Source organism: Streptomyces xanthochromogenes, from assembly GCF_014650455.1.
Taxonomy (GTDB): domain Bacteria; phylum Actinomycetota; class Actinomycetes; order Streptomycetales; family Streptomycetaceae; genus Streptomyces; species Streptomyces xanthochromogenes.
The window spans coordinates 288177-311823 of record NZ_BMUZ01000011.1; the positions used below are offsets into that span (position 1 = coordinate 288177).

23 protein-coding genes are annotated in these 23647 nt (G+C 73.0%); 20 read left to right on the top strand and 3 right to left on the bottom strand.

Annotated elements, in window-relative coordinates; all coding sequences use genetic code 11:
* The first annotated feature begins 67 nt into the window (after nucleotides 1-67).
* On the top strand, nucleotides 68-1015 hold the full coding sequence (locus tag IE267_RS27810) for a tellurite resistance/C4-dicarboxylate transporter family protein (RefSeq protein WP_189765102.1): 948 nt from the start codon (nucleotides 68-70) through the stop codon (nucleotides 1013-1015).
* Nucleotides 1016-1028: 13 nt separating this feature from the next.
* On the opposite strand, the gene IE267_RS27815 is transcribed toward IE267_RS27810, so the two are convergent.
* Nucleotides 1029-2027, bottom strand: coding sequence for a TIGR01777 family oxidoreductase (locus IE267_RS27815; protein ID WP_189765103.1), 999 nt, complete (start codon nucleotides 2025-2027; stop codon nucleotides 1029-1031).
* Between the two features lie 182 nt (nucleotides 2028-2209).
* On the opposite strand from IE267_RS27815, the gene IE267_RS27820 reads away from it, so the two are divergent.
* The 9 genes from IE267_RS27820 to IE267_RS27860 all read left to right on the top strand — a co-directional run bounded on the left by IE267_RS27820 (nucleotide 2210) and on the right by IE267_RS27860 (nucleotide 9468).
* Entirely contained in the window at nucleotides 2210-2725 is a 516-nt protein-coding gene (locus IE267_RS27820) for a DUF5709 domain-containing protein (protein WP_167160012.1), read from the top strand.
* 29 nt (nucleotides 2726-2754) lie between these two features.
* Nucleotides 2755-3003, top strand: a complete 249-nt coding sequence (locus IE267_RS27825) for a type B 50S ribosomal protein L31 (protein WP_167160010.1) — start codon at nucleotides 2755-2757, stop codon at nucleotides 3001-3003.
* Between the two features lie 108 nt (nucleotides 3004-3111).
* The gene (gene dhaK, locus IE267_RS27830; protein WP_167161643.1) at nucleotides 3112-4104 is read left to right on the top strand and encodes a dihydroxyacetone kinase subunit DhaK; all 993 of its coding nucleotides are present in this window, start codon (nucleotides 3112-3114) and stop codon (nucleotides 4102-4104) included.
* A 22-nt stretch (nucleotides 4105-4126) separates the two neighbouring features.
* The gene (gene dhaL, locus IE267_RS27835; RefSeq protein ID WP_167160008.1) at nucleotides 4127-4723 is read left to right on the top strand and encodes a dihydroxyacetone kinase subunit DhaL; all 597 of its coding nucleotides are present in this window, start codon (nucleotides 4127-4129) and stop codon (nucleotides 4721-4723) included.
* On the top strand, nucleotides 4720-5133 hold the full coding sequence (locus tag IE267_RS27840; RefSeq protein WP_167160006.1) for a PTS-dependent dihydroxyacetone kinase phosphotransferase subunit DhaM: 414 nt from the start codon (nucleotides 4720-4722) through the stop codon (nucleotides 5131-5133). The genes dhaL and IE267_RS27840 overlap by 4 nt, the downstream gene beginning before the upstream one ends.
* Before the next feature lie 165 nt (nucleotides 5134-5298).
* Entirely contained in the window at nucleotides 5299-6093 is a 795-nt protein-coding gene (locus IE267_RS27845) for a PIG-L deacetylase family protein (RefSeq protein ID WP_189765104.1), read from the top strand.
* Between the two features lie 89 nt (nucleotides 6094-6182).
* Entirely contained in the window at nucleotides 6183-8204 is a 2022-nt protein-coding gene (locus tag IE267_RS27850) for an NADPH-dependent 2,4-dienoyl-CoA reductase (protein WP_189765105.1), read from the top strand.
* 55 nt (nucleotides 8205-8259) lie between these two features.
* Entirely contained in the window at nucleotides 8260-8892 is a 633-nt protein-coding gene (locus tag IE267_RS27855) for a PadR family transcriptional regulator (RefSeq protein WP_189765106.1), read from the top strand.
* Nucleotides 8893-9033: 141 nt separating this feature from the next.
* Nucleotides 9034-9468 carry a MarR family winged helix-turn-helix transcriptional regulator gene (locus tag IE267_RS27860; RefSeq protein ID WP_161247351.1) on the top strand — a complete coding sequence of 145 codons (435 nt, stop codon included), beginning with the start codon at nucleotides 9034-9036 and terminating at the stop codon, nucleotides 9466-9468.
* Between the two features lie 40 nt (nucleotides 9469-9508).
* Here IE267_RS27860 and IE267_RS27865 read toward each other — a convergent pair whose 3' ends face one another.
* On the bottom strand, nucleotides 9509-10072 hold the full coding sequence (locus IE267_RS27865) for a helix-turn-helix domain-containing protein (protein WP_189765107.1): 564 nt from the start codon (nucleotides 10070-10072) through the stop codon (nucleotides 9509-9511).
* A 136-nt stretch (nucleotides 10073-10208) separates the two neighbouring features.
* On the opposite strand from IE267_RS27865, the gene IE267_RS27870 reads away from it, so the two are divergent.
* From IE267_RS27870 to IE267_RS27880, 3 genes are all read left to right on the top strand, one after another.
* A complete protein-coding gene (locus tag IE267_RS27870; protein ID WP_189765108.1) occupies nucleotides 10209-11345 on the top strand; it encodes an aryl-sulfate sulfotransferase in 1137 nt (378 codons plus the stop codon).
* Entirely contained in the window at nucleotides 11342-12751 is a 1410-nt protein-coding gene (locus tag IE267_RS27875; RefSeq protein ID WP_189765109.1) for a uracil-xanthine permease family protein, read from the top strand. The genes IE267_RS27870 and IE267_RS27875 overlap by 4 nt, the downstream gene beginning before the upstream one ends.
* Nucleotides 12752-12832: 81 nt before the next feature.
* Nucleotides 12833-14743: a potassium channel family protein gene (locus IE267_RS27880; protein ID WP_189765110.1), complete on the top strand. Its 1911-nt coding sequence runs from the start codon at nucleotides 12833-12835 to the stop codon at nucleotides 14741-14743.
* Nucleotides 14744-14819: 76 nt separating this feature from the next.
* On the opposite strand, the gene lysA is transcribed toward IE267_RS27880, so the two are convergent.
* Nucleotides 14820-16160 (bottom strand): diaminopimelate decarboxylase, encoded by a 1341-nt coding sequence (gene lysA, locus IE267_RS27885; protein ID WP_189765111.1) that lies wholly within the window; start codon nucleotides 16158-16160, stop codon nucleotides 14820-14822.
* 536 nt (nucleotides 16161-16696) lie between these two features.
* Between lysA and IE267_RS27890 the strand changes: the two genes are divergently transcribed.
* The 7 genes from IE267_RS27890 (at nucleotide 16697) to IE267_RS27920 (ending at nucleotide 23450) form a co-directional block, all read left to right on the top strand.
* A complete protein-coding gene (locus IE267_RS27890; RefSeq protein WP_229861459.1) occupies nucleotides 16697-17500 on the top strand; it encodes a GNAT family N-acetyltransferase in 804 nt (267 codons plus the stop codon).
* Between the two features lie 29 nt (nucleotides 17501-17529).
* Entirely contained in the window at nucleotides 17530-17922 is a 393-nt protein-coding gene (locus IE267_RS27895) for a VOC family protein (protein WP_161252844.1), read from the top strand.
* A 133-nt stretch (nucleotides 17923-18055) separates the two neighbouring features.
* Entirely contained in the window at nucleotides 18056-18520 is a 465-nt protein-coding gene (locus IE267_RS27900; protein ID WP_161252841.1) for an NUDIX hydrolase, read from the top strand.
* 183 nt (nucleotides 18521-18703) lie between these two features.
* Entirely contained in the window at nucleotides 18704-20017 is a 1314-nt protein-coding gene (locus IE267_RS27905) for an ROK family transcriptional regulator (RefSeq protein WP_189765113.1), read from the top strand.
* A gap of 268 nt (nucleotides 20018-20285) precedes the next feature.
* Entirely contained in the window at nucleotides 20286-21683 is a 1398-nt protein-coding gene (locus IE267_RS27910; protein WP_229861460.1) for a family 2B encapsulin nanocompartment shell protein, read from the top strand.
* Nucleotides 21670-22938 carry a cysteine desulfurase gene (locus IE267_RS27915; protein WP_167159983.1) on the top strand — a complete coding sequence of 423 codons (1269 nt, stop codon included), beginning with the start codon at nucleotides 21670-21672 and terminating at the stop codon, nucleotides 22936-22938. Before IE267_RS27910 ends, IE267_RS27915 begins: the two co-directional genes overlap by 14 nt.
* A 164-nt stretch (nucleotides 22939-23102) precedes the next feature.
* A complete protein-coding gene (locus IE267_RS27920) occupies nucleotides 23103-23450 on the top strand; it encodes an SH3 domain-containing protein (protein ID WP_167159981.1) in 348 nt (115 codons plus the stop codon).
* The last annotated feature ends 197 nt before the right edge of the window (nucleotides 23451-23647 follow it).

Here is a 23647-nt window from a genome sequence, read left to right on the forward strand (position 1 = left end):
GTACAAGCATCTCCTCGTAGAAGCCACCTCGGTGGCGACGGGCGGCCCGGCGCGTTGAGATGGGGCCATGGACCGCCAGGTGAACCCGTGGTGGGCGGAGCTGCCCCCGGCGGCCGGCGCCGCCGTGATGGCCACCGCGATCATCTCCGTCGGGCTGCATCTCACCGGCCACGAGACGCTCTCCCGGGTGTGGCTCGCGCTCGCGGTCGCGCTGTGGCTGCTGCTCGCCGGGGACTTCCTCGCGAGGCTCCTGAGGGACCGGGACCGGTGGTCGGGCGAGGCGGACACGCCGCCCGCGCTCACCGCCGTCGCCGCGACCACGGTGCTCGGCACCCGTCTGTCCGCCCTGGGCTGGGAGACCTCGGCCGCCGCGCTGCTCGCACTGGCGGCCGCGCTCTGGCCGGTGCTCCTGATCGCGGTCGTACGCCACTGGCAGCGCCGGATGCCCGGCGCCGCCTTCCTGGTGTGCGTCGCCACCCAGGGCCTCGGCGTGCTCGCCGCGACCCTGTCCCTGGCGGACGGCGCCGGGTGGCTGGGGTGGGCCGCCCTGGTCGCGTTCGTCCTCGGCCTGGTCCTCTACGGCGAGGCGCTCGCCCGGTTCGACTTCCGCCAGGTGCGGGACGGGGCGGGGGATCAGTGGATCGGCGGCGGCGCCCTCGCCATCTCCGCGCTGACCGCGTCGAAACTGAGCCTCTCCCCGCTGTGGTCCGGCGCCGCGCACACGGCCCTGCGGACCGCCGCGCTGGTGCTGCTCGGCTTCAATCTCACCGCGTGCGCGGTCCTGCTCGGCGCCGAGGTGTACCGGCCGCGCCCGCGTTACGACATCAGGCGCTGGTCCACGGTCTTCCCGATCGGGATGACGGCGGCCGCCGCCCTGTTCACATCGGCCGCCACCGGCATCGGCGCGCTGCACACGCTCGGCGAGGTCGTGCTGTGGATCGCGGTGGCGGCCTGGCTGCTCGTGCTCGCCGGGTTCGGGCGGAGCCGGGCCCAACTCCCCTTCAAAACAGGCTAGTCGACCCCTTACGTCAGATACCCTCGCGTCGGACGCCCTCGCATCCGGCGCCCAGCCGTCCGGCACCGCCGCGCCCGGCACGCGACCGCCGGACCAGCTCTTCGGCGGCCTCCGGCCACGCCTCGTAGGTGAAGTCGAACCCCGCCTCCAGGAGGCGGCCCGGCACCACACGGCGGCTCTTGAGGAGCAGTTCGGTGTCCGAGCGCAGGGCGAACGCGCCGAGCTCCGCCATCCACTTCGTCGCGGGAAGCCCCACCGGCACACCCCGGGCCGCCCGCAGGGCGCGCATGAAGTCGCGCTGCGGCAGCGGGACGGGCGCGGCCAGGTTCACCGGCCCGGCCAGGTCCTCGCGGGCGACGAGGAACTCCACCGCCCGGACGAAGTCGTGTTCGTGGATCCAGGACACGTACTGGGCGCCGCCCGCGACCGGCCCGCCGAGGCCGAGCCGGACCATCTTCTGGAGCACGTCGAACACGCCCCCGCGGTCCGGGCTCATCACCATCGCCGCGCGCAGCGCGACCTTGCGGGTCTTCGGCGTGCGGGCCTGCTCCTGGACCGCCTCCCAGGCCTTGGCGATCTCTACGCTGAATCCCCAGTAGCCGGGCACCTCCGGCTCGGTCCCGCCCACGATTCCGTCCGCCTCGTCGTTGGCCCCGTCGAAGCGATGGGCGTACACGGTGGCGGTGCTCATCTGGAGCCAGAGTCCCGGCGGTCGCCGGGCGGCCTCGATCGCGTCCCCGACGACCCGGGCCGAGCACACCCGCGAGTCCATCATGGCGCGCAGGTTGGCCTCGGTGTAGCGGCAGTTCACGCTGCGGCCGGCCAGGTTGATGACGACGTCGCTGCCGTCCACGACCTCTCCCCACGCGCCGGGCGTCTCGCCGTCCCAGCCCACCTCGCGCTCGCGGCTCGGCCGTCGGGTCAGGATCACGACGTCGTGGCCCGCGGCCGTCAGCGCCCGGTCCAGGATCGCCCCGACCTGCCCGGTACCGCCGGGAATCACTATCTTCATTGCGCCCCCTCGATGTGGAAGCGACCCTAGCGCACCGAATTGAACGCGTTCAAAGCGGCCTGGTGATCACCCGGCCGGCCCGCTTGCGGTGGTCCCGGGACCCGGGCGAGCCGAGACTGGAAACGGCTGCCGGATCCGACCGCGCGGCGTGCGGGCCGACGGCCGCAACCCAGGAGGTAGCCGTGGTCGACAGTGAGGCGTGGGGGGACGAGGTCTATCAGCCGGACGGCTCCGAGGTGCAGGACGACGAGGGCATCCTGGGCGCCGAGGACACGCTGGACGACGGCCCCTCGGACCCGTTGGACGTCGGTTACTCGCCGCCCGAGCGCCCCTGGGCCGTGGAGCGCAGCGGGGTGACGGCTGCCGAGCGGCTGCGCGGCGACAGTCTGGAGCAGCGTCTGGCCGACGAGGTCGCCGAGGTGTCGGCGGCCGACGGCGACGGCATGGGCGACACCTGGGACACCGACGGCGAGCCGCGCGACGACGAGGTCGGCGGCGCCCGCGCAGGCCGCCTGGTGGCGCCCGACGAGGGCGCCCACCCCGACGACGAGACCCGGATGCTCGCCACCGACGTCGGCATCGACGGCGCCGCGGCCTCGGCGGAGGAGGCGGCCATGCACATCGTCGACGCGGACGACACCGAGTACCTCGACGGATACGAGGACCCCGCCCGCCCCCGGCCCGGCGAGAACCGCTGACCGATCCACCCCTCTCCCCCGGAGCACCCATGCAACGCGACAAGCAGCCCTCCTACCAGCCGGTTGTCTTCCGTGACCGGGCGGCCGGATTCGCCTTCCTGACCCGGTCGACCGCGACGAGCGAGGAGACGATCGACTGGGACGACGGCAACACCTACCCGGTCATCGACGTGGAGATCTCCGCGGAGAGCCATCCCTTCTACACCGGCCGGGCCCGGACGGTGGACACGGAGGGGCGGATCGCCCGCTTCGAGCGCCGCTACGAGGGCAAGGAGTGACCGCGCCGGGCCGCTCGGCCCGGCGTCCCTGACCGGCCCCGTCCCGGGAGGCGGCGTCGCGTGATACTGGAGTGGTCACACTCCGCACGCCTCGCTCTGGAGGTCCTGGTGAACATGCTCATCAACGTGCCCGAGACGGTGGTGGCGGACGCGCTGCGCGGCATCGCCGCGGCGCATCCCTCACTCACGGTCGATGTCGACAACCGCGTGGTCGTACGGCGGGACGCGCCGGTGGCCGGGCAGGTGGCCCTGGTGTCCGGCGGCGGCTCGGGGCACGAGCCCCTGCACGCCGGCTTCGTGGGGCCGGGGATGCTGTCCGCCGCGTGCCCCGGCGAGGTGTTCACCTCGCCGGTGCCGGACCAGATGGTGCGGGCCGCGGCGGCCGTGGACGGCGGCGCCGGGGTCCTGTTCGTCGTCAAGAACTACACCGGTGACGTACTCAACTTCGACATGGCGGCCGAGCTGGCCGAGGACGAGGGCGTGACGGTCGCCAAGGTGCTCGTGGACGACGACGTCGCGGTGACCGACAGTCTGTACACGGCGGGGCGACGCGGCACCGGAGCGACCCTGTTCGTCGAGAAGATCGCTGGGGCGGCCGCCGTGGAGGGCGCCCCGCTGGAGCGCGTCGAGGCGATCGCCCGGCAGGTGAACGGGAGTTCGCGCAGCTTCGGGGTGGCCCTCACCGCCTGTTCCACTCCCGCCAAGGGCAGTCCCACCTTCGAACTGCCGCCGGGCGAGCTGGAGTTGGGCGTCGGCATCCACGGCGAGCCGGGGCGTGAGCGGCGGGCGATGATGACGTCGCGGGAGATCGCCGACTATGCCGTCCAGGTCGTTCTGGAGGATCTGCGGCCCACCAGTCCGGTCCTGCTCCTGGTGAACGGGATGGGCGCCACTCCCCTGCTCGAACTGTACGGATTCAACGCCGAGGTGCACCGGGTGCTGGCGGAGCGCGGCGTCCCGGTCGCCCGTACGCTCGTCGGGAACTACGTGACCTCGCTGGACATGGCGGGCGCCTCGGTGACGCTGTGTCAGGTCGACGAGGAGCTGCTGCGGTTGTGGGACGCACCGGTCAACACGCCCGCACTGCGCTGGGGTTGCTGATCCGATGCCTGAAGGAGGACTTGTGCTCGACGCCGCGTTCATGCGCCGCTGGATGTCCGCCACCGCCGCCGCGGTGGACCGGGAGGCGGCCCGCCTGACCGATCTCGACTCGGCGATCGGCGACGCCGATCACGGGGCCAATCTGCAGCGCGGCTTCCAGGCCGTGACGGCGGTCCTCGACAAGGAGGCGCCGGACACTCCGGGAGCCGTACTCGCCCTCGCGGGGCGGCAGTTGATCTCCACGGTCGGCGGCGCCTCGGGCCCGCTGTACGGGACGCTCCTGCGGCGCACCGGCAAGGCGCTCGGGGACGCGGGCGAGGTGAGCCGGGAGCAGCTGGCCGAGGCCCTCGGTGCCGGTGTCGCGGCGGTCGGGCAGCTGGGCGGCGCGGCGGCCGGGGACAAGACGATGCTGGACGCGCTGCTGCCCGCCGTCGAGGCGCTGGGCGAGTCGTTCCCGGCGGCGGCAGAGGCGGCCGGTGCGGGGGCGCTCGCCACCGTGCCGCTGCGCGCCCGCAAAGGGCGGGCCAGCTATCTCGGGGAGCGCTCGGTGGGCCACCAGGACCCCGGGGCGACGTCGTCGGCACTGCTGATCGGGGCGCTTGCCGAGGCCGCCGCGTGAGCGGGCCGGACGCGCTGGTCGGGGTGGTCCTGGTGTCGCACAGCGCGGCCGTCGCGGCGGCCGTCGCGGAGCTGGCCGAGGGCCTGGCCGGGGGCGGCGCCACCGCACCCGTCGCACCCGCGGGCGGGCTGCCCGACGGGGGGCTCGGCACCAGTGAGGAGCTGATCGTGCGGGCGGCCCGGTCCGTGGACCGGGGTGCGGGCGTGGCCGTTCTGGTGGACCTCGGCAGCGCGGTCCTCACGGTGAAGGCGCTGCTCGCCGAGGGCGACGAACTTCCGGACGGCACAGCGCTGTTGGATGCCCCGTTCGTGGAGGGCGCGGTGGCCGCGGTGGTCAGCGCCTCGGCCGGGGCGGACCTGGAGGCGGTGCGGGCGGCGGCGGAGGAGGCGTACGGGTACCGCAAGGTGTGAGGGTACGGCGGCGTACGCGTACCGGAGGCCTTCAGGAGGGCGTGGCTGCGTACGAGTGCCGGCCGGGGTGGCGGCTCGTGGCCCGGTCGCGCCCGGCGGTCGTCGCCCGTGGCGGAGTACGCCGCCCCACTGTCGCCCGGCCCGTGGCGGAGCCATCCTGAGGGCATGAGTGCCTTCAACGAGTTCGGCGGCGGCACCGGCGGCCCGCCGCTCTCCCCGCTTCCGGAGGACTGGGCCCGATGTCTGGCCGTGGCGGCCCACCCCGACGACATCGAGTACGGCACGGCGTCCGCGGTCGCCCGCTGGACCGCTCAGGGCAAGCACGTCGCCTACCTCCTGGCGACCCGCGGCGAGGCGGGCATCGAAGGGATGCACCCCGACCGGGCCGCGCCGTTGCGCGAGAGGGAGGAGCGGGCCGGGGCGCGCGAGGTCGGCGTCACCGACGTCGAGTTCCTCGGGCACCGGGACGGCGTGGTCGAGTACGGGCCCGCCCTGCGGCGCGACATCGTGCGGAGCATCCGCCGTTTCCGGCCCGATGTGATCGTCTCCGGCGCATACACGATCCGGATGATCGGCGGGCTCGTGAACCAGGCCGATCACCGCGCGGTCGGCCTCGCGGCGCTCGATGCGGCGCGGGACGCCGGGAACCGCTGGATCTTCCCCGAGCTGGCCGACGAGGGCCTCGAACCGTGGCCCGGGGTGCGTTTCGTCGCCTTCGCGGGCGCCGAGCGGCCCACTCACGGCGTGGAGGTGACCGGCGAGCCGCTGGAGCGCGGCATCGCCTCGCTCGCGGCACACGCCGAGTACACCAAGGGACTCGGCGCGGAGGCCGACGCCTTCGCCCCCCGCCCGTTCCTGACCTGGATCGCGTGTGCGTCCGGCCCCGCCCTGGGGGTGGAGGCCGCCGTGCTCTTCGAGGTGTACCAGCTCGCCCCCGAGGGGCCGCCGCCCTGGGTGTGAGCGGCACCTCAGTGTTATGCAACTTGTTGCATAACCGAGTGCGCTGGTCTACAACGGGTGGCGACGACATCCCACCCGGAGGCGCCCCCATGACCCCGTACCCCCACCTGCTGAGCCCCCTCGACCTCGGGTTCACCTCGCTGCCCAACCGGGTGCTGATGGGCTCGATGCACGTCGGGCTCGAAGAGGCCGAGAACGGCTTCGAGCGGATGGCCGCGTTCTACGCCGAGCGGGCCCGCGGCGGGGTCGGCCTCATGGTCACCGGCGGCATCGCCCCCAACGACGCGGGCCGCCCCTACCCCGGCGGGGCCCGTCTGACGACCGAGGCGGAGGCCGCGCAGCACCGGGTGGTCACCGAGGCGGTGCACCGCGAGGGCGGCCGGATCGCGATGCAGATCCTGCACTTCGGGCGGTACGCCTACCACGAGGACCTGGTCGCACCGAGCGCACTGCAGGCGCCCATCAGCCCCTTCGTCCCGAACGCGTTGAGCGACGAAGAGGTCGAGGGGACCGTCGAGGACTTCGTACGGGCGGCGCACCTCGCCAAGTCGGCCGGCTACGACGGTGTCGAGATCATGGGCTCCGAGGGCTATCTGATCAACGAGTTCATCGCGGGAGCCACCAACCACCGCACCGACCGCTGGGGCGGCTCCTACGAGAACCGGATGCGCTTCCCGGTCGAGATCGTGCGCCGCACCCGCGAGCGCCTCGGCCCGGACTTCATCATCATCTACCGGCTCTCGATGCTCGACCTGGTGCCCGGCGGCTCCACGTTCGACGAGGTCACCACCCTCGCGCAGGCCATCGAGGCGGCCGGTGCGACCCTCATCAACACCGGCATCGGCTGGCACGAGGCGCGCATCCCGACCATCGCCACCTCGGTGCCTCGGGGCGCCTACACCTGGGTGACGAAGAAGCTGATGGGATCGGTGTCGATCCCGCTGATCACCAGCAACCGCATCAACACCCCCGAAGTGGCCGAGCAGTTGCTCGCCGAGGGGCGGGCCGACATGGTGTCGATGGCGCGGCCCTTCCTCGCCGACCCGGAGTTCGTGGCCAAGGCGAGCGCGGGCCGCCCCGAAACCATCAACACCTGCATCGGCTGCAACCAGGCCTGCCTCGACCACACCTTCAGCGGGAGGATCACCTCCTGTCTGGTCAACCCGCGCGCCTGCCACGAGACCGAGCTCGTCCTCTCCCCCACCAGGCTGAGCAAGCGTCTCGCCGTGGTCGGCGCCGGTCCCGCCGGGCTCGCCTTCGCCGTGTCGGCGGCCGGACGCGGCCACGCCGTCACGCTGTTCGACGCGGCCGACCGGATCGGCGGCCAGCTGAACATCGCCAAGCGGGTGCCCGGCAAGGAGGAGTTCGACGAGACCCTGCGCTACTACCGCACCCAGCTCGAACTGCTCGGCGTACAGGTCGAGTTGAACACGCAGGCGAGTGCCGCCGACCTGATCGCCGGCGGCTGGGACGAGATCGTGATCGCGACGGGCGTCACCCCCCGCACCCCCGAGATCCCGGGCTCCGACCATCCGAGCGTGGTCACCTATCTCGATGTCCTGCGCGACGGGGCACCGGTCGGCGAGCGGGTCGCGGTCGTCGGTGCGGGCGGCATCGGCTTCGACGTCGCCGAGCTCCTCACCGACGGCGGGGACGCCGCGAGCCTGGACGCCGAGACGTACTTCCGGCAGTGGGGCGTCGACACCACGTACGGCGGGCGCGGCGGGCTGCGCGCGGCCGAGCGGCCCAAGCCGCCCCGCCAGGTGCACCTGCTCCAGCGCAAGTCGTCGAAGGTCGGCGCGGGGCTCGGCAAGACGACCGGCTGGATCCACCGCACCGAACTCAAGCACCGCGGCGTGACCATGGTTCCGGGCGTGCGCTACGACCGCATCGACGACGCGGGCCTGCACATCACCGTGGACGGCACCTCCACCGTGCTCCCCGTCGACACGATCGTGCTGTGCACGGGCCAGGAGCCGCGGCGCGGCCTCTACGAGGAGCTGAGCGCGGCCGGCGCCGCGGTGCACCTGATCGGCGGCGCGGACGTGGCCGCCGAGCTGGACGCCAAGCGCGCCATCGACCAGGGCACCCGGCTCGCCGCGACGCTCTGACGGGCCGGGCCCGGGTTCGGGCCGGCCGGGATCGGCCCGAACCTAGGATGCGGTCATGTCCCTGCCCCACGCGATCTTGACCGCACTGCTCGAAAAGCCCTCGTCGGGACTTGAGCTGACGCGCCGCTTCGACAAGTCGATCGGCTACTTCTGGTCGGCCACGCATCAGCAGATCTACCGCGAGCTGGCGAGGCTGGAACAGTCCGGCTTCATCCGGGCGCTGCCGTCCGCCGCACCGGCCCGCGGGCAGAAGAAGGAGTACGAGGTACTGCCCGCGGGCCGTGCGGAGCTCACCGAGTGGGCGGCGGCCGGACAGGACCCGAAGCCCATGCGGGACCCGCTGCTGCTGCGCATGCGGGCGGCGGCGGTGATCGGCACGGATGGCCTGCGCGACGAACTGGAGCGTCATCTCGCCCTGCATCGCGCCCAGTTGACGACCTATCACGGGATCGAGACGAAGGACTTCCCGCCGGGCCGCGGCAGCGAGCAGGACCGGCTGCGGCACCTGGTGCTGCGCGGCGGCATCGAGCTCGAAACGTTCTGGATCGGCTGGCTGACGGAGGCCCTGGGCGCCCTGGCGGCGGAGCCGGAGAAGGCGCCCGACGCCTTGGCGGCGGAGCCGGGCAAGACACCAGGCACCCTGGGCTCCGAGCAGGGCCGGGATCAGGCAGCACCCGGGCAGACGTAGGCGTGGCCCCGCACGCGTGGGGTGCGGGGCCACGCCGCGCGCCCCGCCGCCGCACGGCGTGGCGTTCCCCGCGCACACTTCAGCGTTGTATTCTGCAACTGCCCGTGGAGACGAACCCGTGGCGACGAAAGGGGATCAGTCGTGCTCAGCCGAGACCAGTCGGTCGTCACCATCCAGCGTGAGCTGACCGCGTTCGCCCGGCGCGCCCGGGCCGCCGCCGCCCGGATGCACCCGGAACTCTCGCTCGTCTCGTTCACCCTGCTCTCCCACCTGGAGGACCAGCAGGGCTGCCGGGCCACCGATCTGGCGGCCTACTACATGCTCGACAAGTCGACGATCAGCCGACAGATCGCTGCCCTGGAGAAGCTCGGCTTCATCGAGCGCATCAGCGACCCCGACGACCACCGCATCCAGCTGCTCCAGCTGACCCCGGCGGGCACCGCCAAACTCGCCGAGGCCGCGGAACTGCGCCGCCAGGCCTTCCACGAGCGCCTCGCCGACTGGGCACCCCAGGACCTCGACCGCTTCGCGGAGTATCTGCTGCGCTACAACAGCCTGGCCGAAGGCGGCAGTTGAGGATCGCATCGCCCTCGCCGCACCTGTGCCGCGGCATCCCTCACGATCCCTCGATGTGGTCGGAGACGGCGACGACCAGGACCCGGGTGCCGGGCAGCGTCGCCCGCCAGCGGTGGCGCACCCCGCCGGTGAGGTAGAGCGTGTCCCCCTTGGACAGGGTGTAGCCCCGCCCCTCGGCCTCGACCTCGGCCCCGCCGTCCGCGACGTACATCAACTCGTCGTTGTGGTGCAGGAACTCACGGTCCGCGGCGCGTTCCCCGGTGAACTCCAGGGCGTGCATCTGATGCCGCCCCCGCACCAGCGGGCGCACCCCGGCGTCCGGGGAGAGGCCCGCGTCGTCGCCGGCCCGTACGACGTCCACCGCGCGTTCCGTGGCATCGGCGGCGGCGAGCAGCTCGACCGCGGTGGTGTTCAGGGCGTCCGCGATGCGCTGGAGGGAGCGCATGCTGGGGCGGGCCCGTTCGTTCTCGATCTGGCTGAGGAACGGGACGGAGAGGCCGCTGCGTTCCGCGACGTCCGCGAGCGTGAGGTCGAGGGCCCGGCGCCGACGGCGCACCGCGCCGCCCAGGCGCGGCCCCGCACCCTTGTCACCTGCGTCGTTCATCGACACCACCCTCCCTGATGGATCACCTTACGCAGGGCCCGGAACGGTTTCGTACTCCCGTCACACTGCCGACACACAACGCCTCTACCTTCGAAGCTGTTTGAAGCCATCAAAGAAAGTTTGAAGGAGAGTCGCCGTGACCGCTCGTCCGACCGTCGTCGACCAGAACCAGCGCCGCCGCCGCGGCACCGGTCTCATCGCCCTCGACCCGGGCGCGGCCTGCCCGGGCTTCACGCTCTACGCCCCGCTCACCTCCGGCGGCGAGGTGCACCTCGTGGACCTGCGCGGCAAGGCCGTGCACACCTGGCACCTCCCCTACCGGCCCGGACGGCACGCCCGCATCCTCGGGAACGGGAACCTGGCGTACAACGGCGTACTGCCGGGCCAGGAGGCGCTGTTCCCGATGTGGCACAAGTACCGGGGCGGCGTGATGCTGGAGGCCGCGCCGGACGGCGGCATCCTGCGCGAGCACCGCGACCCCCTCCAGCACCACGATGCCCACCACCTCGACGACGGGCGCATCCTCTACAGCGCGCTGGAGCCTCTGCGCGGCGCGCGGGCCGCCTCGGTCCTCGGCGGCGTGGCGGGTTCCGAGGCCGCGGGGGACACCGTGTGGGCGGACACCATCAAGGAGGTCGGACCCGATGGCACCGAGCTGTGGTCGTGGCGGGCCGCCGACCACCTCGACCGCGCCGAGTACCCGCTGCACCCCGACTACGCCCGTGAGCACTGGCCGCTGATCAACAGCGTGACCCCGCTCGCCGACGGCAACGTCCTGGCCAGTCTGCGCAGCGTGTCCGCGGTGGTCGTCATCAGCCGGGACACCGGCGAGATCCTGTGGCGCACCGAGCCCGGCTCGGTCTCCCAGCAACACCATCCCACCGAGCTGCCGAACGGCAACATCCTCGTCTTCGACAACGGCGTCTTCCGTCCTGGCCACGACGTCCCGTACTCGCGCGTCGTCGAGATCGAACGCGAGAGCCGCGCGGTGGTGTGGGAGTACCACGACCCGGCCCGCGAGGCGTTCTTCGCCCCGTTCATGGGATCGGCACAAAGGCTGCCGGGCGGCAACACGCTCATCACCGACTCACCCGCGGGACGCCTCTTCGAGGTGACCCAAGAGGGCTATCTGTGCTGGGAGTTCGTGGTGCCGCAGTTCGGCGGCTACGACGAGTCCGAGGTGCGCCGGCTCTTCCCGGCCGAGCCCAACGCGGTGTTCCGCGCCTACCGCTACACCCCCGAGCAGCTGCCCTGGCTGGAGGCCCGCCCATGACCTCCCCGGCCTCCCCGCCCCCTGCGGCCTCCCCCAACTCCCCCTCCGCTCCCGCCCCTTCCGGCCCCACCCTCACCCCCTCTCCTGTCGACGAGCACGTCCCGCTGGGACGGCTCGCGCCGCTCGCCCTGCAGCACGTGCTCGCCATGGTCGCGGCCCCCGTGTCCACCGTCTTCCTCACGGCGACCGCCCTGCGTCTGCCGCCCGCGAGCACCGCGTCCCTGCTCAGCGCGGTGCTGGTGCTGTGCGGCGCCGGGTCGCTCCTCCAGTCGCTCGGCGTCTGGAAGTTCGGCGCGCGGCTGCCGTTCGTGATGCTGCCCGGCGGGGCGGCCGCGGCACTGTTCCTCCAGATCGCCCGCGACCACGGCCCGGCGGTGGCGAGCGGTTCGGTGCTGCTCGCCGCCGCGCTGCTCTTCGCCGTACTGCCCCTGTACGCCCGGGTGGTCCGGCTCTTCCCGCCGCTCGTGATGGGAGTGACCGTCCTCCTCATCGGGATCTCCATGGTCAAGGTCGCCGCCCAGCTCGTCACCGGCCCCAGCGGCACGGCCGCCCCGCGCGCGGTACTGCTCGCCGCGGTGACCGTCGCCGCGACGGTCCTGGCCCACCTCGTGCTGCGCGGGGTGTGGCGGCGCACGGCCGTCCTCATCGGCATGGCGGTGGGCACGCTCGTCGCGGTGGCCACGGGGCTCGGCACGTTCACCCCGGCCGCCGGCTCCGGCTTCTCGCTGCCGGACCTCTTCCCCTACGGCACACCGGAGTTCGACCCCCTGGCGGCCCTGCCGCTCCTCGTGTTCAGCCTCACCACGCTGGCCGAGATCACCGGCCAGACCGTCCTGAGCAGCGAGACCGCGGGCCGGACACCCGACCCCGGGCGCGACGTGCCGAAGGTGGCCCGCGCGGACGCGCTCGTCTCCCTCGTCGGCGCGCTGTTCGGCACGTCCCTGATGGTGACCAGCTCCGAGAACATCGGGATCGGCCGCCTCACCGGGGTGCGCAGCCGCTATGTGACGGCGGCGGCCGGGGCACTCCTCGTCGTCGCCGGGCTGCTCTCCCCGCTCTCCCGGCTGGTGGCCGGGCTGCCCCCGGCGGTCGTCGGCGGCTCGGCGCTCGTCGTGTACGCCGTCATCGCCGTCATGGGCGTGGAGATGCTGGCCCGCGCCGAGCTCGGTGAGCGCTCCAACTCCCTCGTCGCGGCACTGGCGTTGGCGGCCGGCCTGCTGCCGCTGCTCGCACCCGCCCTCTACAACGGATTCCCCGGCTGGGTCCGGACCGTCGCGGGCAGCGGAGTGGTCGCCGGGACACTCGCCGCCGTCCTGCTGCACGCCCTGTTCACCACGTCCCTGCGCGACAACGACGTCGCCGCTACGCGCCCGGGACCCGGAGGGCGTCGACGGGGCGCCACCTGATGGGGCAAGGTCTGGGGTGTGCCCTCACTTCCTCAACAGCCGCTTCCGTCCCCGTCGCGGCCCAGGCCGCCCGCCGGACACATGATCGTCAGCGGCGACGGCGCCCTGGCCCACCGCCTCGCCGGTGAACTACGCGACGTGTACGGGGAGTTGGTGGTCCTCGTCGTACCACCGGCCGACGGGACTCCCGCGTCCCGGCTCCCGACGGGCGGCCGGGGCAGGGCCTCCGCGCTCCTGGGCCGCGTGTCCTCGGCGATGCTGCGCACCCCGGCCCCCGGGCCGAACGGGATCGGCGACACCCGGCTCGTGGAGGCGGTGGAGCCCGGCGACGAGGCGCTGGTCGAGGCCGGCATCGAGCTGGCCGCGGCCGTCGCGCTGGTGCACCGCGACGACGAGACGAACATCCGCGCCGCCCTCACCGCCCGGCGTCTCAATCCGCGCGTCCGGCTCGTCATCCGCCTCTACAACCGCAAACTCGGCCAGTATCTGCAGGAGTTGCTCGACCAGGCCGCGGCCCTCACCACGCCCGGCCCGGACCCGGGCGCCCCGGAGGCCTCCACCACGGTCCTGTCCGACGCCGACACCGCGGCGCCCGCCCTTGCGGCGACCGCGCTCGCGGGCACCAGCAAGGTCGTGCACGCCGACGGGGTGCTGCTGCGGGCCGGGCAGCGGCCGCCGCCCCGCCCCGGCGAGGTCACCGACCCCGGACTGTGCACCCTGGCCCTCCTGTCGTCGACCACCAACGACCCCGCGGGAGCGGAGGGTTCGGACCGCAGCGGCTCGGAAGGGCCCCGGCTGCTCCCCGACGAGCGCTCGATGGACGAGGCCGGCCACCGCGGCCGCGTTGTCCTGGAGACCGTCACCTACACCGGACCCGCCCGGTCGCCGGGCCGCCTCACCGATCTGAGCGCACCGCTGGGCAGGCTGTTCTCGCGGCGCCTTCGCTGGTCGCTCGCCGGAATCGTCGCCTCCGTCCTGGCGCTCGCCATCGCGACGTGCCTCACCACCGGCGCCGATCCGCTGCACGCCGCCTATCTGACGCTGCTCGACATCTTCGCCATCGACGACCCGGCCAAGGGCCAGCCGGTGGGGCGTCAGATCCTCCAACTCCTTTCCGGTCTCGTGGGGTTGCTGCTGCTGCCCATTCTGGTCGCCGCCGTCCTGGAGGGGCTCGGCACCTTCCGCAACGCCTCCGCACTGCCCCGGCCCCCGCGCGGACTCTCGGGCCACGTGGTACTGCTCGGCATGGGCAAGATCGGTGCGCGCGTCCTGGTACGGCTGCGTGAACTCGACATCCCCGTCGTGTGCGTCGAGGCCGACCCCGAGGCCCGCGGCATAGCGCTCGCCAGACGCCTTCGGGTCCCCACCGTCATCGGTGACGTCACCCAGGAGGGGCTTCTCGAATCGGCGCGCATCCACCGGGCGCACGCCCTGCTCGCGCTGACCAGCTCGGACACCACCAACCTCGAAGCCGCCCTGTACGCCCGGTCGGTGAAGCCCGATCTGCGGGTGGTGATGCGGCTCTACGACGACGACTTCGCGACCGCCGTTCACCGCACGCTGCGCGCCGCCCACCCCGGGGCCCTCACCCGCAGCCGCAGCGTCTCGCACCTGGCGGCCCCGGCCTTCGCCAGCGCCATGATGGGCCGTCAGATCCTGGGCGCCATACCGGTGGAGCGCAAGGTGCTGCTCTTCGCCGCCGTCGACGTGGCGGGCCATCCACAGCTGGAGGGCCGCACGGTCGAGGAGGCGTTCCGCGAGGGTGCCTGGCGGGTCCTCGCGCTCGACACGTCCTCGCCCGCCGACCGGGTGCCCGATCTGGGCGCCGCCCGTCGGGGCCGGGCGGGCTCGCCCGGGGACCTGGTGTGGCAGGTGCCGGCCGGCTATGTGCTGCGGCCCGAGGACCGGGTCGTGCTCGCCGCGACCCGGCGGGGCCTGGCCGAACTACTCGGCCGCCGGCCGGCGTCCCGGGTGGCGCAGCGGCCCCGGTGAGGGCGGCTCACCGGCTCAACGCCCGACGGCGGAACCGAGGACACCCCCGCAGCCCGATGTCGCGACCGCGGACGGCTCACAGCCCGATGTCGCGGCTGCGGAAGTCGTCGAGCGACTCGCGGCGCACGAGGAGGCGGGCGTGCCCGTCCGCGACGGCGACCACCGGGGGCCGGCCCACCATGTTGTAGCCGGACGCCATGGACAGCTGATAGGCCCCGGCCACCGGCACCGCGAGCAGATCACCGGGGTGGATGTCGCCCGGCAGGTCCACCCCGGAGGCCAGGACGTCACCCGCCTCGCAGTGCCGTCCCACGACGGTCGCCCTGCTGGGCGGGGCGGTCGAGGCCCGCCCGATGAGACGAGGCGCGTAGCGCACCCCGTACAGGGCGGGTCGCGGGTTGTCGCTCATGCCGCCGTCGACCGCGACGAAGAGGTTGTCCCCGGTGCGCTTGACGGCGAGCACCCGGTACAGCGCGACACCCGCCGGCCCGGCCACGGCGCGGCCCGGCTCGACGAGCAGCCGGGGCACCGCGAGGGAGGCCGCCGCGCAGCTCTCGACGAGTTCGGTTCGCATCCGGCGGGCCAGCGTCGTGATGTCGAGCGCGTCCTCGCCGGGCCGGTAGGCGACGCCGTGGCCGCCGCCCATGTCCAGCTCCGGCAGCACCACGCCGTGGGCGTCACGGATGCGGGCCATCAGGCCGACCATCCGGCGCACCGCCGACAGATAGGGCTTGACCGTGGTGATCTGTGAACCCAAATGGCAGTGCAGGCCGGTCAGTTCGAGCTGGGGCCGGCCCAGGATGCGGGCGATGGCGTGCTGCGCGTGGCCGTCGGTGAGGGAGAGCCCGAACTTCTGGTCGTCGGTCCCGGTACGGATCTTGTCGTGGCCGCCCGCGCTGATACCGGGCACCACCCGGACCATCACCTTCTGGTGACCGCCCGGGCCGACCGCGGCGGCGAGCCGGGCGATCTCGGAGGGGCTGTCGATGACGATGCGTCCGACGCCGAGGCGCAGCGCGGCCTCGATGTCGTGCGGGGACTTGGCATTGCCGTGCAGCACGATGCGGTCGGCCGGGAACCCGGCGGTGACGGCGAGTTCGAGCTCACCGGCCGAGCACACGTCGAGGCCGAGCCCCTCGTCCCGCACCCAGTGGGCCATGGCACGGCACAGGAACGCCTTGGCGGCGTACAGCACTTCGGCCTCGGGGAAGGCGCTGCGATAGGTGCGGCAGCGTTCGCGCACCTCGCCCTCGTCCAGCACATAGGCGGGCGTGCCGAAGCGTTCGGCGATCTCGGTGAGCGCGACGGCGCCGACCGCCAGGCCGCCGTGGCCCAGCCGGGAGGTGGAGGCCGGCCACACGGAAAGGTCGTCCGGAGTGTGGGCGGGGGCGGCGGCCGGCAGGTTCAAGGTGGTCATGGCCAGGTGCTCCTTGTCGGGCGATCCACCGGGTGGGCGCGTCGGCGCGGCGTGCCCCGGGTTCCGGGACGCCGTCGCGGCGACGGGCTGTGCCATGGGATGCCTCCGGGAGGATCCGCGCGGTGGGTGGGGCGGCCCCGGCACGGGGAGGCGGGCCGGGGCACGTCGGCGACGCTACGCCCGAGCGTGCCGGCCGCCCGGCGTCCTGACGCGATGCTGACGGCGAGCGCGCACTCACTGATGCGACGCTGACGCCGAACGCGCGCGGGGAGTGCTTTCCTTGCCCGACAGGGGCGCAGCCCTCGTGCCTCCGGCGGGGGCCGGGCGGGGCGCCGTTGTCCAGCCCGGGGCGACGCGCTCGCCTCTTGGGGGGCGACTCTTACCTCGACGCGAACGGGGTACCCATGTCCTTACGGCAAAGCGAAAGCAAAGGCACCGCACCCCACCTCACTGCCCAGCGCAGTGCCCCGCACCAGTCGGCCTCGCCGTTTCGTCGGACCCGAGGCCCGGCACCCGCCGTCGGAACGGAGCCCGATGTGATCGAACTCTCCTTGCCTCAACTCACCGCCCACGTAGCCCGGTTGAACGCGACGGAGCCAGGCCCCTCGGCGCTGGCAGAACACGTGCTGACCACCGGGAACGGGCACGCCCTGGCCGACCGCGCCACGCGCCCGCGCGCACTCGCCCTGGACTGCGCCCGCCATGTGCTGCTGCGCGGCGACCCCGACGCGCTCGACCCGGCGGACCTCGCCCCCCTGGCCCACCGCTACATCGACGCCCCGGCCCCCTTCCTGCCGGTGCTCGGCGCCGCCTTCGACCACGTGGTGCCGCGCGAGCGCCTCGTCTATGTGCGCCAGCAGGCCACGACTGCCCCGCGTCCGCCGCGCACGGTGACGATCCGGCCGCTGACCTCGTCCGACGCGCCCGCGCTCGTCGTCCTGCCCGCGGAATCGGCCTGGATCCACGCGAGTTGGGGCGGGCCCTCGGGGCTCGGACGGTCCGGGCACGCCTGGGGCGCCTTCGCCCAGGGCAGACTCCTGGCCCTCGCCTGCACGTACTTCCGCGGCGGCGCCTACGAGGACATCGCCGTGCTCGCCCGTCCCGGGCGGCGCCACCAACGCCTCGCTCTGCACTGCGTGCTGGCACTGAGCCGCGACATCGCGACCCGGGGGCGCGGGGTGAGCTGGACCTGCTCCCGCCACGACCGTCCGAGCCGGCTGCTCGCCTGGACGGCCGGATTCCGCCTGGCGCACGAGTACGTCCACTACGCGAGCGGCGCGGCGGTCGCGGAGGGCGACCGCCTGCCCGACGGCTGCCGGGGTCCGGCCCGCGCCGGTTAGCCGGGGCCCGGCGGGGGCACTCGTGCGGCATGAGCGTACCCAAGACCAGCATCCTCGTACTGGACTGTGCCGAGCCCGTCGAACTGGCCGAGTTCTACGCCAACTTGCTCGGCGGTGAGACCAGGACCGCCGAGAACCCGGACTTCGTCGAGGTCGTCGGCGGCAACGGCGTCCATCTGGCGATCCGCCGCGATCACGGGTACGCGCCGCCGAGCTGGCCGCGTCCCGAGGACTCGCAGCAGGCGCACCTCAGGATCGTCGTGGCGCTCGGCGACATGGACGCCGCCGAGCGCGAGGTGATCACCCTGGGCGGCATGCCGGTCGACACCAAGGACAACAACGGGCCGCGCGACGAACGCGTCTACGCCGACCCGGCCGGCCACTCCTTCACGCTCGCCGTGTCGGCCGAGCGCTCCAAGTAGTCCGGCCCGGAGCCCTGCCGGGCGTCCTCTTCGCAGGTCGCGGTCCCGGGGACCGCGGCTTCCGGGACCGGACGGAGCCCCGCCGGCGCCCCCTCCCCTGGCGCCGCGCGGGCCGCGCCCCCAGACTGGCGGCATGGCAGGAAAGCGCAGCGCGGGGCTGCTGTTGTACCGCAGGGCGGCGGGCGGCCTCGAAGTGCTGGTCGGGCACATGGGCGGGCCGTTCCACGCCGGGCGCGACGCCGGGTCCTGGTCGATCCCCAAGGGTGAGTACGGCCCGGAGGAGCGGCCCGAGGCCGCGGCCCGGCGCGAGTTCGAGGAGGAGCTCGGGCTGCCGGCGCCCGAGGGCGCCCGGGTGCCGCTGGGCGAGATCGTGCAGCGCTCCGGGAAGACCGTGACGGCGTGGGCGGTGGAGGGCGACCTGGATCCGGCGGACGCGGTGCCGGGCACGTTCACCATGGAGTGGCCGCGCGGTTCGGGCACCCTGCGCGAGTTCCCGGAGATGGACCGCTTCGCCTGGCTGACCCCCGAGGCCGCGGCGCCCCTGCTCATCAAGGGCCAACAGGCCTTCCTGGAACGACTCGTGGCACATCTGGCCTAGCCGTTTCCTCGCCCACATGCGTCCGGGCCCCCTGTGCGAGCCGGTTCGCCCCCTCGCCGTTCGTCCGGCCCTACCGACGTTCCCAGCAAGCTCATGGCTTAATTTAGGGCATGAGTTAAGACCAGGGACAAGGGCGCGGCACCGGCTCTCGCACCGGTATGTTGCACGCAGGGAGGGAGCCACATGGCCACACCGAACAGAAGGACCGTCCGCGACCTGCGCCGCGACAACCGCAGCGCGGTCCTGCGGCGGTTGTACTTCGACGGTCCGATGAGCCGCCAGGCGCTCGGACCAGCCACCGGGCTGAGTTCAGGGTCCATCAGCAACGTCGTCGCCGAACTCGTCGCCGACGGTCTCCTGGAGGACGCCGGAGTGGTGGACTCCGACGGCGGGCGGCCGCGGACCCTGCTCCGGGTCGCCCCCGACTGCGGCCACCTCATCGGTGTGGACGTCGGCGAGACCCGGGTCAGGGTCGAGCTGTTCGACCTGGTTCTGCGTGAACTCGCGCGCGTGGAGCTGTCGTTGGACGTGGGCGGCTACGACGTCGACCACATCGTGGGCCACATTCGTGAGGGTGTCGCGGCCGTGCTGCGCGAGAGCGGTCTCGATCCGGCGCGGCTGCTCGGCGTGGGCGTAGGCGTGCCGGGCATCGTCGACCGCAGCTCCCCCGACGGAGCCGTGGTGCACGGCCAGACCATCGGCTGGGACGCGGTGCCCCTGGAGTCCCTGTTGCGGGAGAGCCTCCAACTGCCCCCAGAAACACGCTACTTCATCGAGAACGGCGCCAAGACGCTGGGCCAGGCGGAGCTGTGGTTCGGCGGTGGCCGGGGGGCGTCCGACGCGGTGATCGTCCTGTTCGGCTCCGGCGTCGGCGCCTGCATCGTCTCGGGCGGCGCGATCTACGGGGGCGCGCACAGCAGCGCCGCCGAGTGGGGCCACACCACCGTGCACGTACGGGGGCGGCGCTGCCGGTGCGGTGCGCTCGGCTGCCTGGAGGCCTACGCGGGGGCCGAGGCGCTCATCCAGCGCTGGCGCGAGGCGGGGGCCGAACTGCCCCGCGACGCCGGGGAGGAGGCGGCGCTCACCGCGCTGCTCGCCGCCGCCTACCCCGCGGACCGGAACGTCACCGCGAACCCGGTCGCGCTCGCGGTGATCGAGGAGACCGCCGAGTACCTGGGCGCGGGCCTGTCCGATCTGATCAACCTCTACAACCCCGAGCGCATCCTCATCGGCGGCTGGGCCGGGCTCCAACTCGGCCCGCACATGCTGGAGTCGGTGCGTCGGCACGCCACCGCCTACGCCCTGCGCCACCCGGCGGAGCGGGTCACCATCGAGCTCGGCCGGCTCGGCCCGGACGCGGTGACCGTGGGCGCGGCCACCCTCCCCCTGGCCGGCTTCTTCGCCCGGGGCGGCCATCGCGCGCCCGCCACCGAACCGGAGACGTCCACGGAAAAGGCTGCCTGGCGCACCGCGGTGGAGGAGCGCGCGGCCCGCTGACCCGCCTGCGCCGTATTCACGCCGACGATCTCCGCATTCGACCGGAATAAGCATTCCCATAAGTCGTGCTTTTAGGATCCAATAGCTTTGCGGTCAGTTTGAATTGAGTCTGTTCTGCGCTGCACCAAAACCGCCTCGACCTGCGTCGGGGCGGTTTTTCATGCCCTCTGCGGCGCATTTTCAGGACTGCCAGAGGCACATGCCCCTTGTGGCACCGGAATTCCAGGAACACGATCGGTTCTCGTCCAACCCCGACGTGGAGGTACCGGTGAACACTCCTGTGAACAATGGTCGGTCGAGCCTCGGCCCGGACGCCGCACGGCAACTCGCCACCGCCACCAAGACCGTTCCGCAAATGCGCGGAATCACCCCGCGCTATCTGCTGCGCGCGCTGCCCTGGGTGGACGTCGAATCCGGCGTCTACCGGGTCAACCGCCGGCGTTCCTTCGTCCTGGGCGACGACCGGATCAGCACGTACGACGAGGACGGCACCCCGTGCGTCATGCCGGGCGACCTGCGCGAGCTGCCCTACTTACGTGACGCCGAGGACGATCTCCTCGGCGAACTCGCGGGCTCCTTCACGCCGGTGACGTTCGACGCCGGGCAGGTGCTCGTCCAGGAGGGGGACCCCGCCGAGCGGCTGTGGGTCCTGGTGCAGGGACGCGCGGAGAAGCGCGTCACCGGCCGGTACGGCGAGGACGCCCTGCTCGAAGTCGTGGGCGACGGCCAGTTCTTCTGTCTCGACTCCTGGACCCGTGGCGAGCCGATGCCGTACCGCGTCAAGGCGCTCACTCCGGGTACCGCACTGTGCGCCGACCGGGCCACGCTCGCCCAACTGGCGGACCGGAAGCCGGAGTTGCGTACCGCGATGGACGCGTACGCCGCGGGCGACGGGATGCGGCCCGGCGCGGAGGCGCCCATCGACCTCAGCTCGGGGCACGTCGGCGAGGTCGATCTGCCGGGTACCTATGTCGACTACGAGGACGCGCCGCGTGAGTACCACATGACGCTCGCCCAGACGGTGTTGCGCGTCCACACCCGGGTCGCGGACCTGTACAACGGCCCGATCGACCAGACGCGTGCCCAGTCCAACCTGACGGTGCAGGCGCTGCGCGAGCGGCAGGAGGCGGCCCTGCTCAACCACCCCGAATTCGGCCTCCTGAACAACGTCTCCGCCGGTCAGCGCGTGCAGTCCCGGACCGGTTCACCGACCCCGGACGATCTCGACGAGCTGCTGGCCCGGGTGTGGAAGCAGCCCGGCTTCTTCGTGGCGCACCCCCGGGCGATAGCCGCCTTCGGCCGCGAGTGCACCCGCCGGGGCGTACCGCCGGTGACCGACAACCGCTACGGCAGCCCGCTGCTCACCTGGCGGGGAGTGCCGCTGCTGCCCTCCGACAAGGTCCGCTTCTCCGGCGGCGGGGCCGTCGGCACCACGGAGATCCTGCTCATGCGCACGGGCGAGGCCGAGCAGGGCGTGGTCGGGCTGCGTCCCGCGGGCGTCCCCGACGAGGTCGAACCCGGCCTGTCCATGCGGAACATGGGGGTCGACCAGAAGGGCATCACCTCGTACCTGATGACGGCGTACTTCAACACGGCCGTCCTGGTGGAGGACGCGATCGCCGTGCTCCAGAACGTCGAGGTGTCCAACTACCATGACTACTCCTGACGTTACGGAGCGGATCGCCCCGCCCGGGCGCCGACCGGGCGGATTCACACCGGAGTCGGCACGCAAGGACTTCCCGATCCTGCACCGCACGGTCAACGGGCATCCGCTGGTGTGGCTGGACAACGCGGCCACCACGCAGAAGCCGCGCCAGGTCATCGAGGCGATCGCCGGCTACTACGGCACGGCCAACTCCAACATCCACCGCGGCGCCCACACCATGGCCCGGGAGGCCACCGAGATGTACGAGGCGGGCCGGGCCGCCGTCGCGGACTTCCTGGGGGCGCCGTCGCCCGACTCCATCGTGTTCGTACGGGGCACGACGGAGGCCGTGAACCTGGTCGCACAGAGCTGGGGGCGGGCCCATCTCGGCCCGGGCGACGACATCCTCGTCCCGGTCCTGGAGCATCACTCGGACATCGTGCCCTGGCAGTTGATCGCGCGCGAGACCCGGGCGCGCGTCGTCCCGGTGCCGCTCCTCGCGGACGGACGGATCGACCAGGACGCCTACGCGGACCTGCTCTCCTCACGCACCCGGCTCGTCGCGATCAGCCAGGCCTCGAACGTACTCGGTACGGTCCCACCGGTGCGCGAGATGACGGCGCTCGCCCACCGCTACCGGGCGAAGGTGCTGGTCGACGGGGCGCAGGCGGTGGCCCACCGGCCCGTCGACGTCACCGATCTGGACGCCGACTTCTACGCCTTCTCCGGACACAAGCTGTACGCACCCACGGGCATCGGCGCGCTCTACGTGAAGCCCGGGGTCCTCGCGGATCTGCGGCCCTGGCAGGGCGGCGGCAACATGATCGACTCGGTGTCCTTCGAGCGCACCACGTTCGCCCCGGTGCCCCACCTCATGGAGGCCGGCACCGGGAACATCGCCGGGGTGGCCGGGCTGCTCGCCGCGCTCAAGTGGTTCATGTCCTTCGACCGGGACGCGGTCGCGGCGTACGAGGACGAGCTGACGGCGTACGCCCAGCAGACGATGGCGATGGTGCCGGGTCTGGAGATCCTGGGGTCGGCGCCGGGCCGGATCGCGGTGCTCACGTTCACCATGGCGGGCCACGACCCGGCGGCCGTCGCGTCCTGGCTGGACCGGGACGGCATCGCGATTCGGGCCGGTCACCACTGTGCGCAGCCCGCCCTTGCCCACTACGGCCTGGAGTCGGCGGCCCGCGCCTCCTTCGCGCTGTACAACACCCCGGAGGAGGTGGACGAGCTCGTGGCGTCGCTGCTGCGCCTGCACGAGTCGGCCTGACCCCGTGCGGGTCCGGCCCCGGGGCCCCCGTGGTTGCCGGGCCCCGGCCGTTCGGGTCGCATCCCGGGTGGGCCGGGTGTGTGATGGAGGGGACGCGTCGAGGGGTCCCGGCCGGCCACGGCCGGGGCCGCCCCAGGGGGCAGCAGTGACGAAGGGAGTCGCTCATGCACACCGGACGCACACGTCGAGCGCTGGCCGCGGGCCTGCTCGCCTGCGGTCTTTCCGCGGGCGGCGTCGCCATGGCGGTCACCGCCACCGCGGCCCCGGCACACCATGACGACGGACCCGTGTGGGGCACCGTGACCTCGCGCATCGAACTGAACGTACGGGAGGACCCGACGCTGCGCGCCGATGTGGTGACGAGTCTGTCGCCGGGCGACCAGGACCGTGTGGAGTGCAAGACGCACGGGACGCAGGTGAACGGCACCGGCTGGTGGTACTGGCTGGGCCACGCGCGCGGCTGGGTCAGCGCCTCGTACGTCGACGCGCAAGGACGCGTCCCCGACTGCTAGGACGTCCTCGACCGCCAGGGCATCCCCGGCCCCCGCCGGTCGACGCGCAGCCCCACCGCCGGTGCGGTGGGGCCGCGGCATGTCGCGAACCGGACGGTGAAGGAGCCCGGGGCCCCGTGTTCCGGTCGTGCCGGGTCGGCGCCCGCGCGCGACCCGCCGAACGGGGTGGTGCACTTTGCCGACTCGCCCTCTCCTTC

Coding starts and splice junctions, on each gene's coding strand:
- IE267_RS27850 (WP_189765105.1), top strand. CDS start 6,183: ATGACCCCGTACCCCCACCTGCTGAGCCCCCTCGACCTCGGGTTCACC.
- IE267_RS27905 (WP_189765113.1), top strand. CDS start 18,704: ATGGCCACACCGAACAGAAGGACCGTCCGCGACCTGCGCCGCGACAAC.
- IE267_RS27845 (WP_189765104.1), top strand. CDS start 5,299: ATGAGTGCCTTCAACGAGTTCGGCGGCGGCACCGGCGGCCCGCCGCTC.
- IE267_RS27855 (WP_189765106.1), top strand. CDS start 8,260: ATGTCCCTGCCCCACGCGATCTTGACCGCACTGCTCGAAAAGCCCTCG.
- IE267_RS27900 (WP_161252841.1), top strand. CDS start 18,056: ATGGCAGGAAAGCGCAGCGCGGGGCTGCTGTTGTACCGCAGGGCGGCG.
- IE267_RS27920 (WP_167159981.1), top strand. CDS start 23,103: ATGCACACCGGACGCACACGTCGAGCGCTGGCCGCGGGCCTGCTCGCC.
- IE267_RS27810 (WP_189765102.1), top strand. CDS start 68: ATGGACCGCCAGGTGAACCCGTGGTGGGCGGAGCTGCCCCCGGCGGCC.
- IE267_RS27880 (WP_189765110.1), top strand. CDS start 12,833: ATGATCGTCAGCGGCGACGGCGCCCTGGCCCACCGCCTCGCCGGTGAA.
- IE267_RS27865 (WP_189765107.1), bottom strand. CDS start 10,072: ATGAACGACGCAGGTGACAAGGGTGCGGGGCCGCGCCTGGGCGGCGCG.
- IE267_RS27895 (WP_161252844.1), top strand. CDS start 17,530: ATGAGCGTACCCAAGACCAGCATCCTCGTACTGGACTGTGCCGAGCCC.
- IE267_RS27915 (WP_167159983.1), top strand. CDS start 21,670: ATGACTACTCCTGACGTTACGGAGCGGATCGCCCCGCCCGGGCGCCGA.
- IE267_RS27815 (WP_189765103.1), bottom strand. CDS start 2,027: ATGAAGATAGTGATTCCCGGCGGTACCGGGCAGGTCGGGGCGATCCTG.
- IE267_RS27825 (WP_167160010.1), top strand. CDS start 2,755: ATGCAACGCGACAAGCAGCCCTCCTACCAGCCGGTTGTCTTCCGTGAC.
- lysA (WP_189765111.1), bottom strand. CDS start 16,160: ATGACCACCTTGAACCTGCCGGCCGCCGCCCCCGCCCACACTCCGGAC.
- IE267_RS27875 (WP_189765109.1), top strand. CDS start 11,342: ATGACCTCCCCGGCCTCCCCGCCCCCTGCGGCCTCCCCCAACTCCCCC.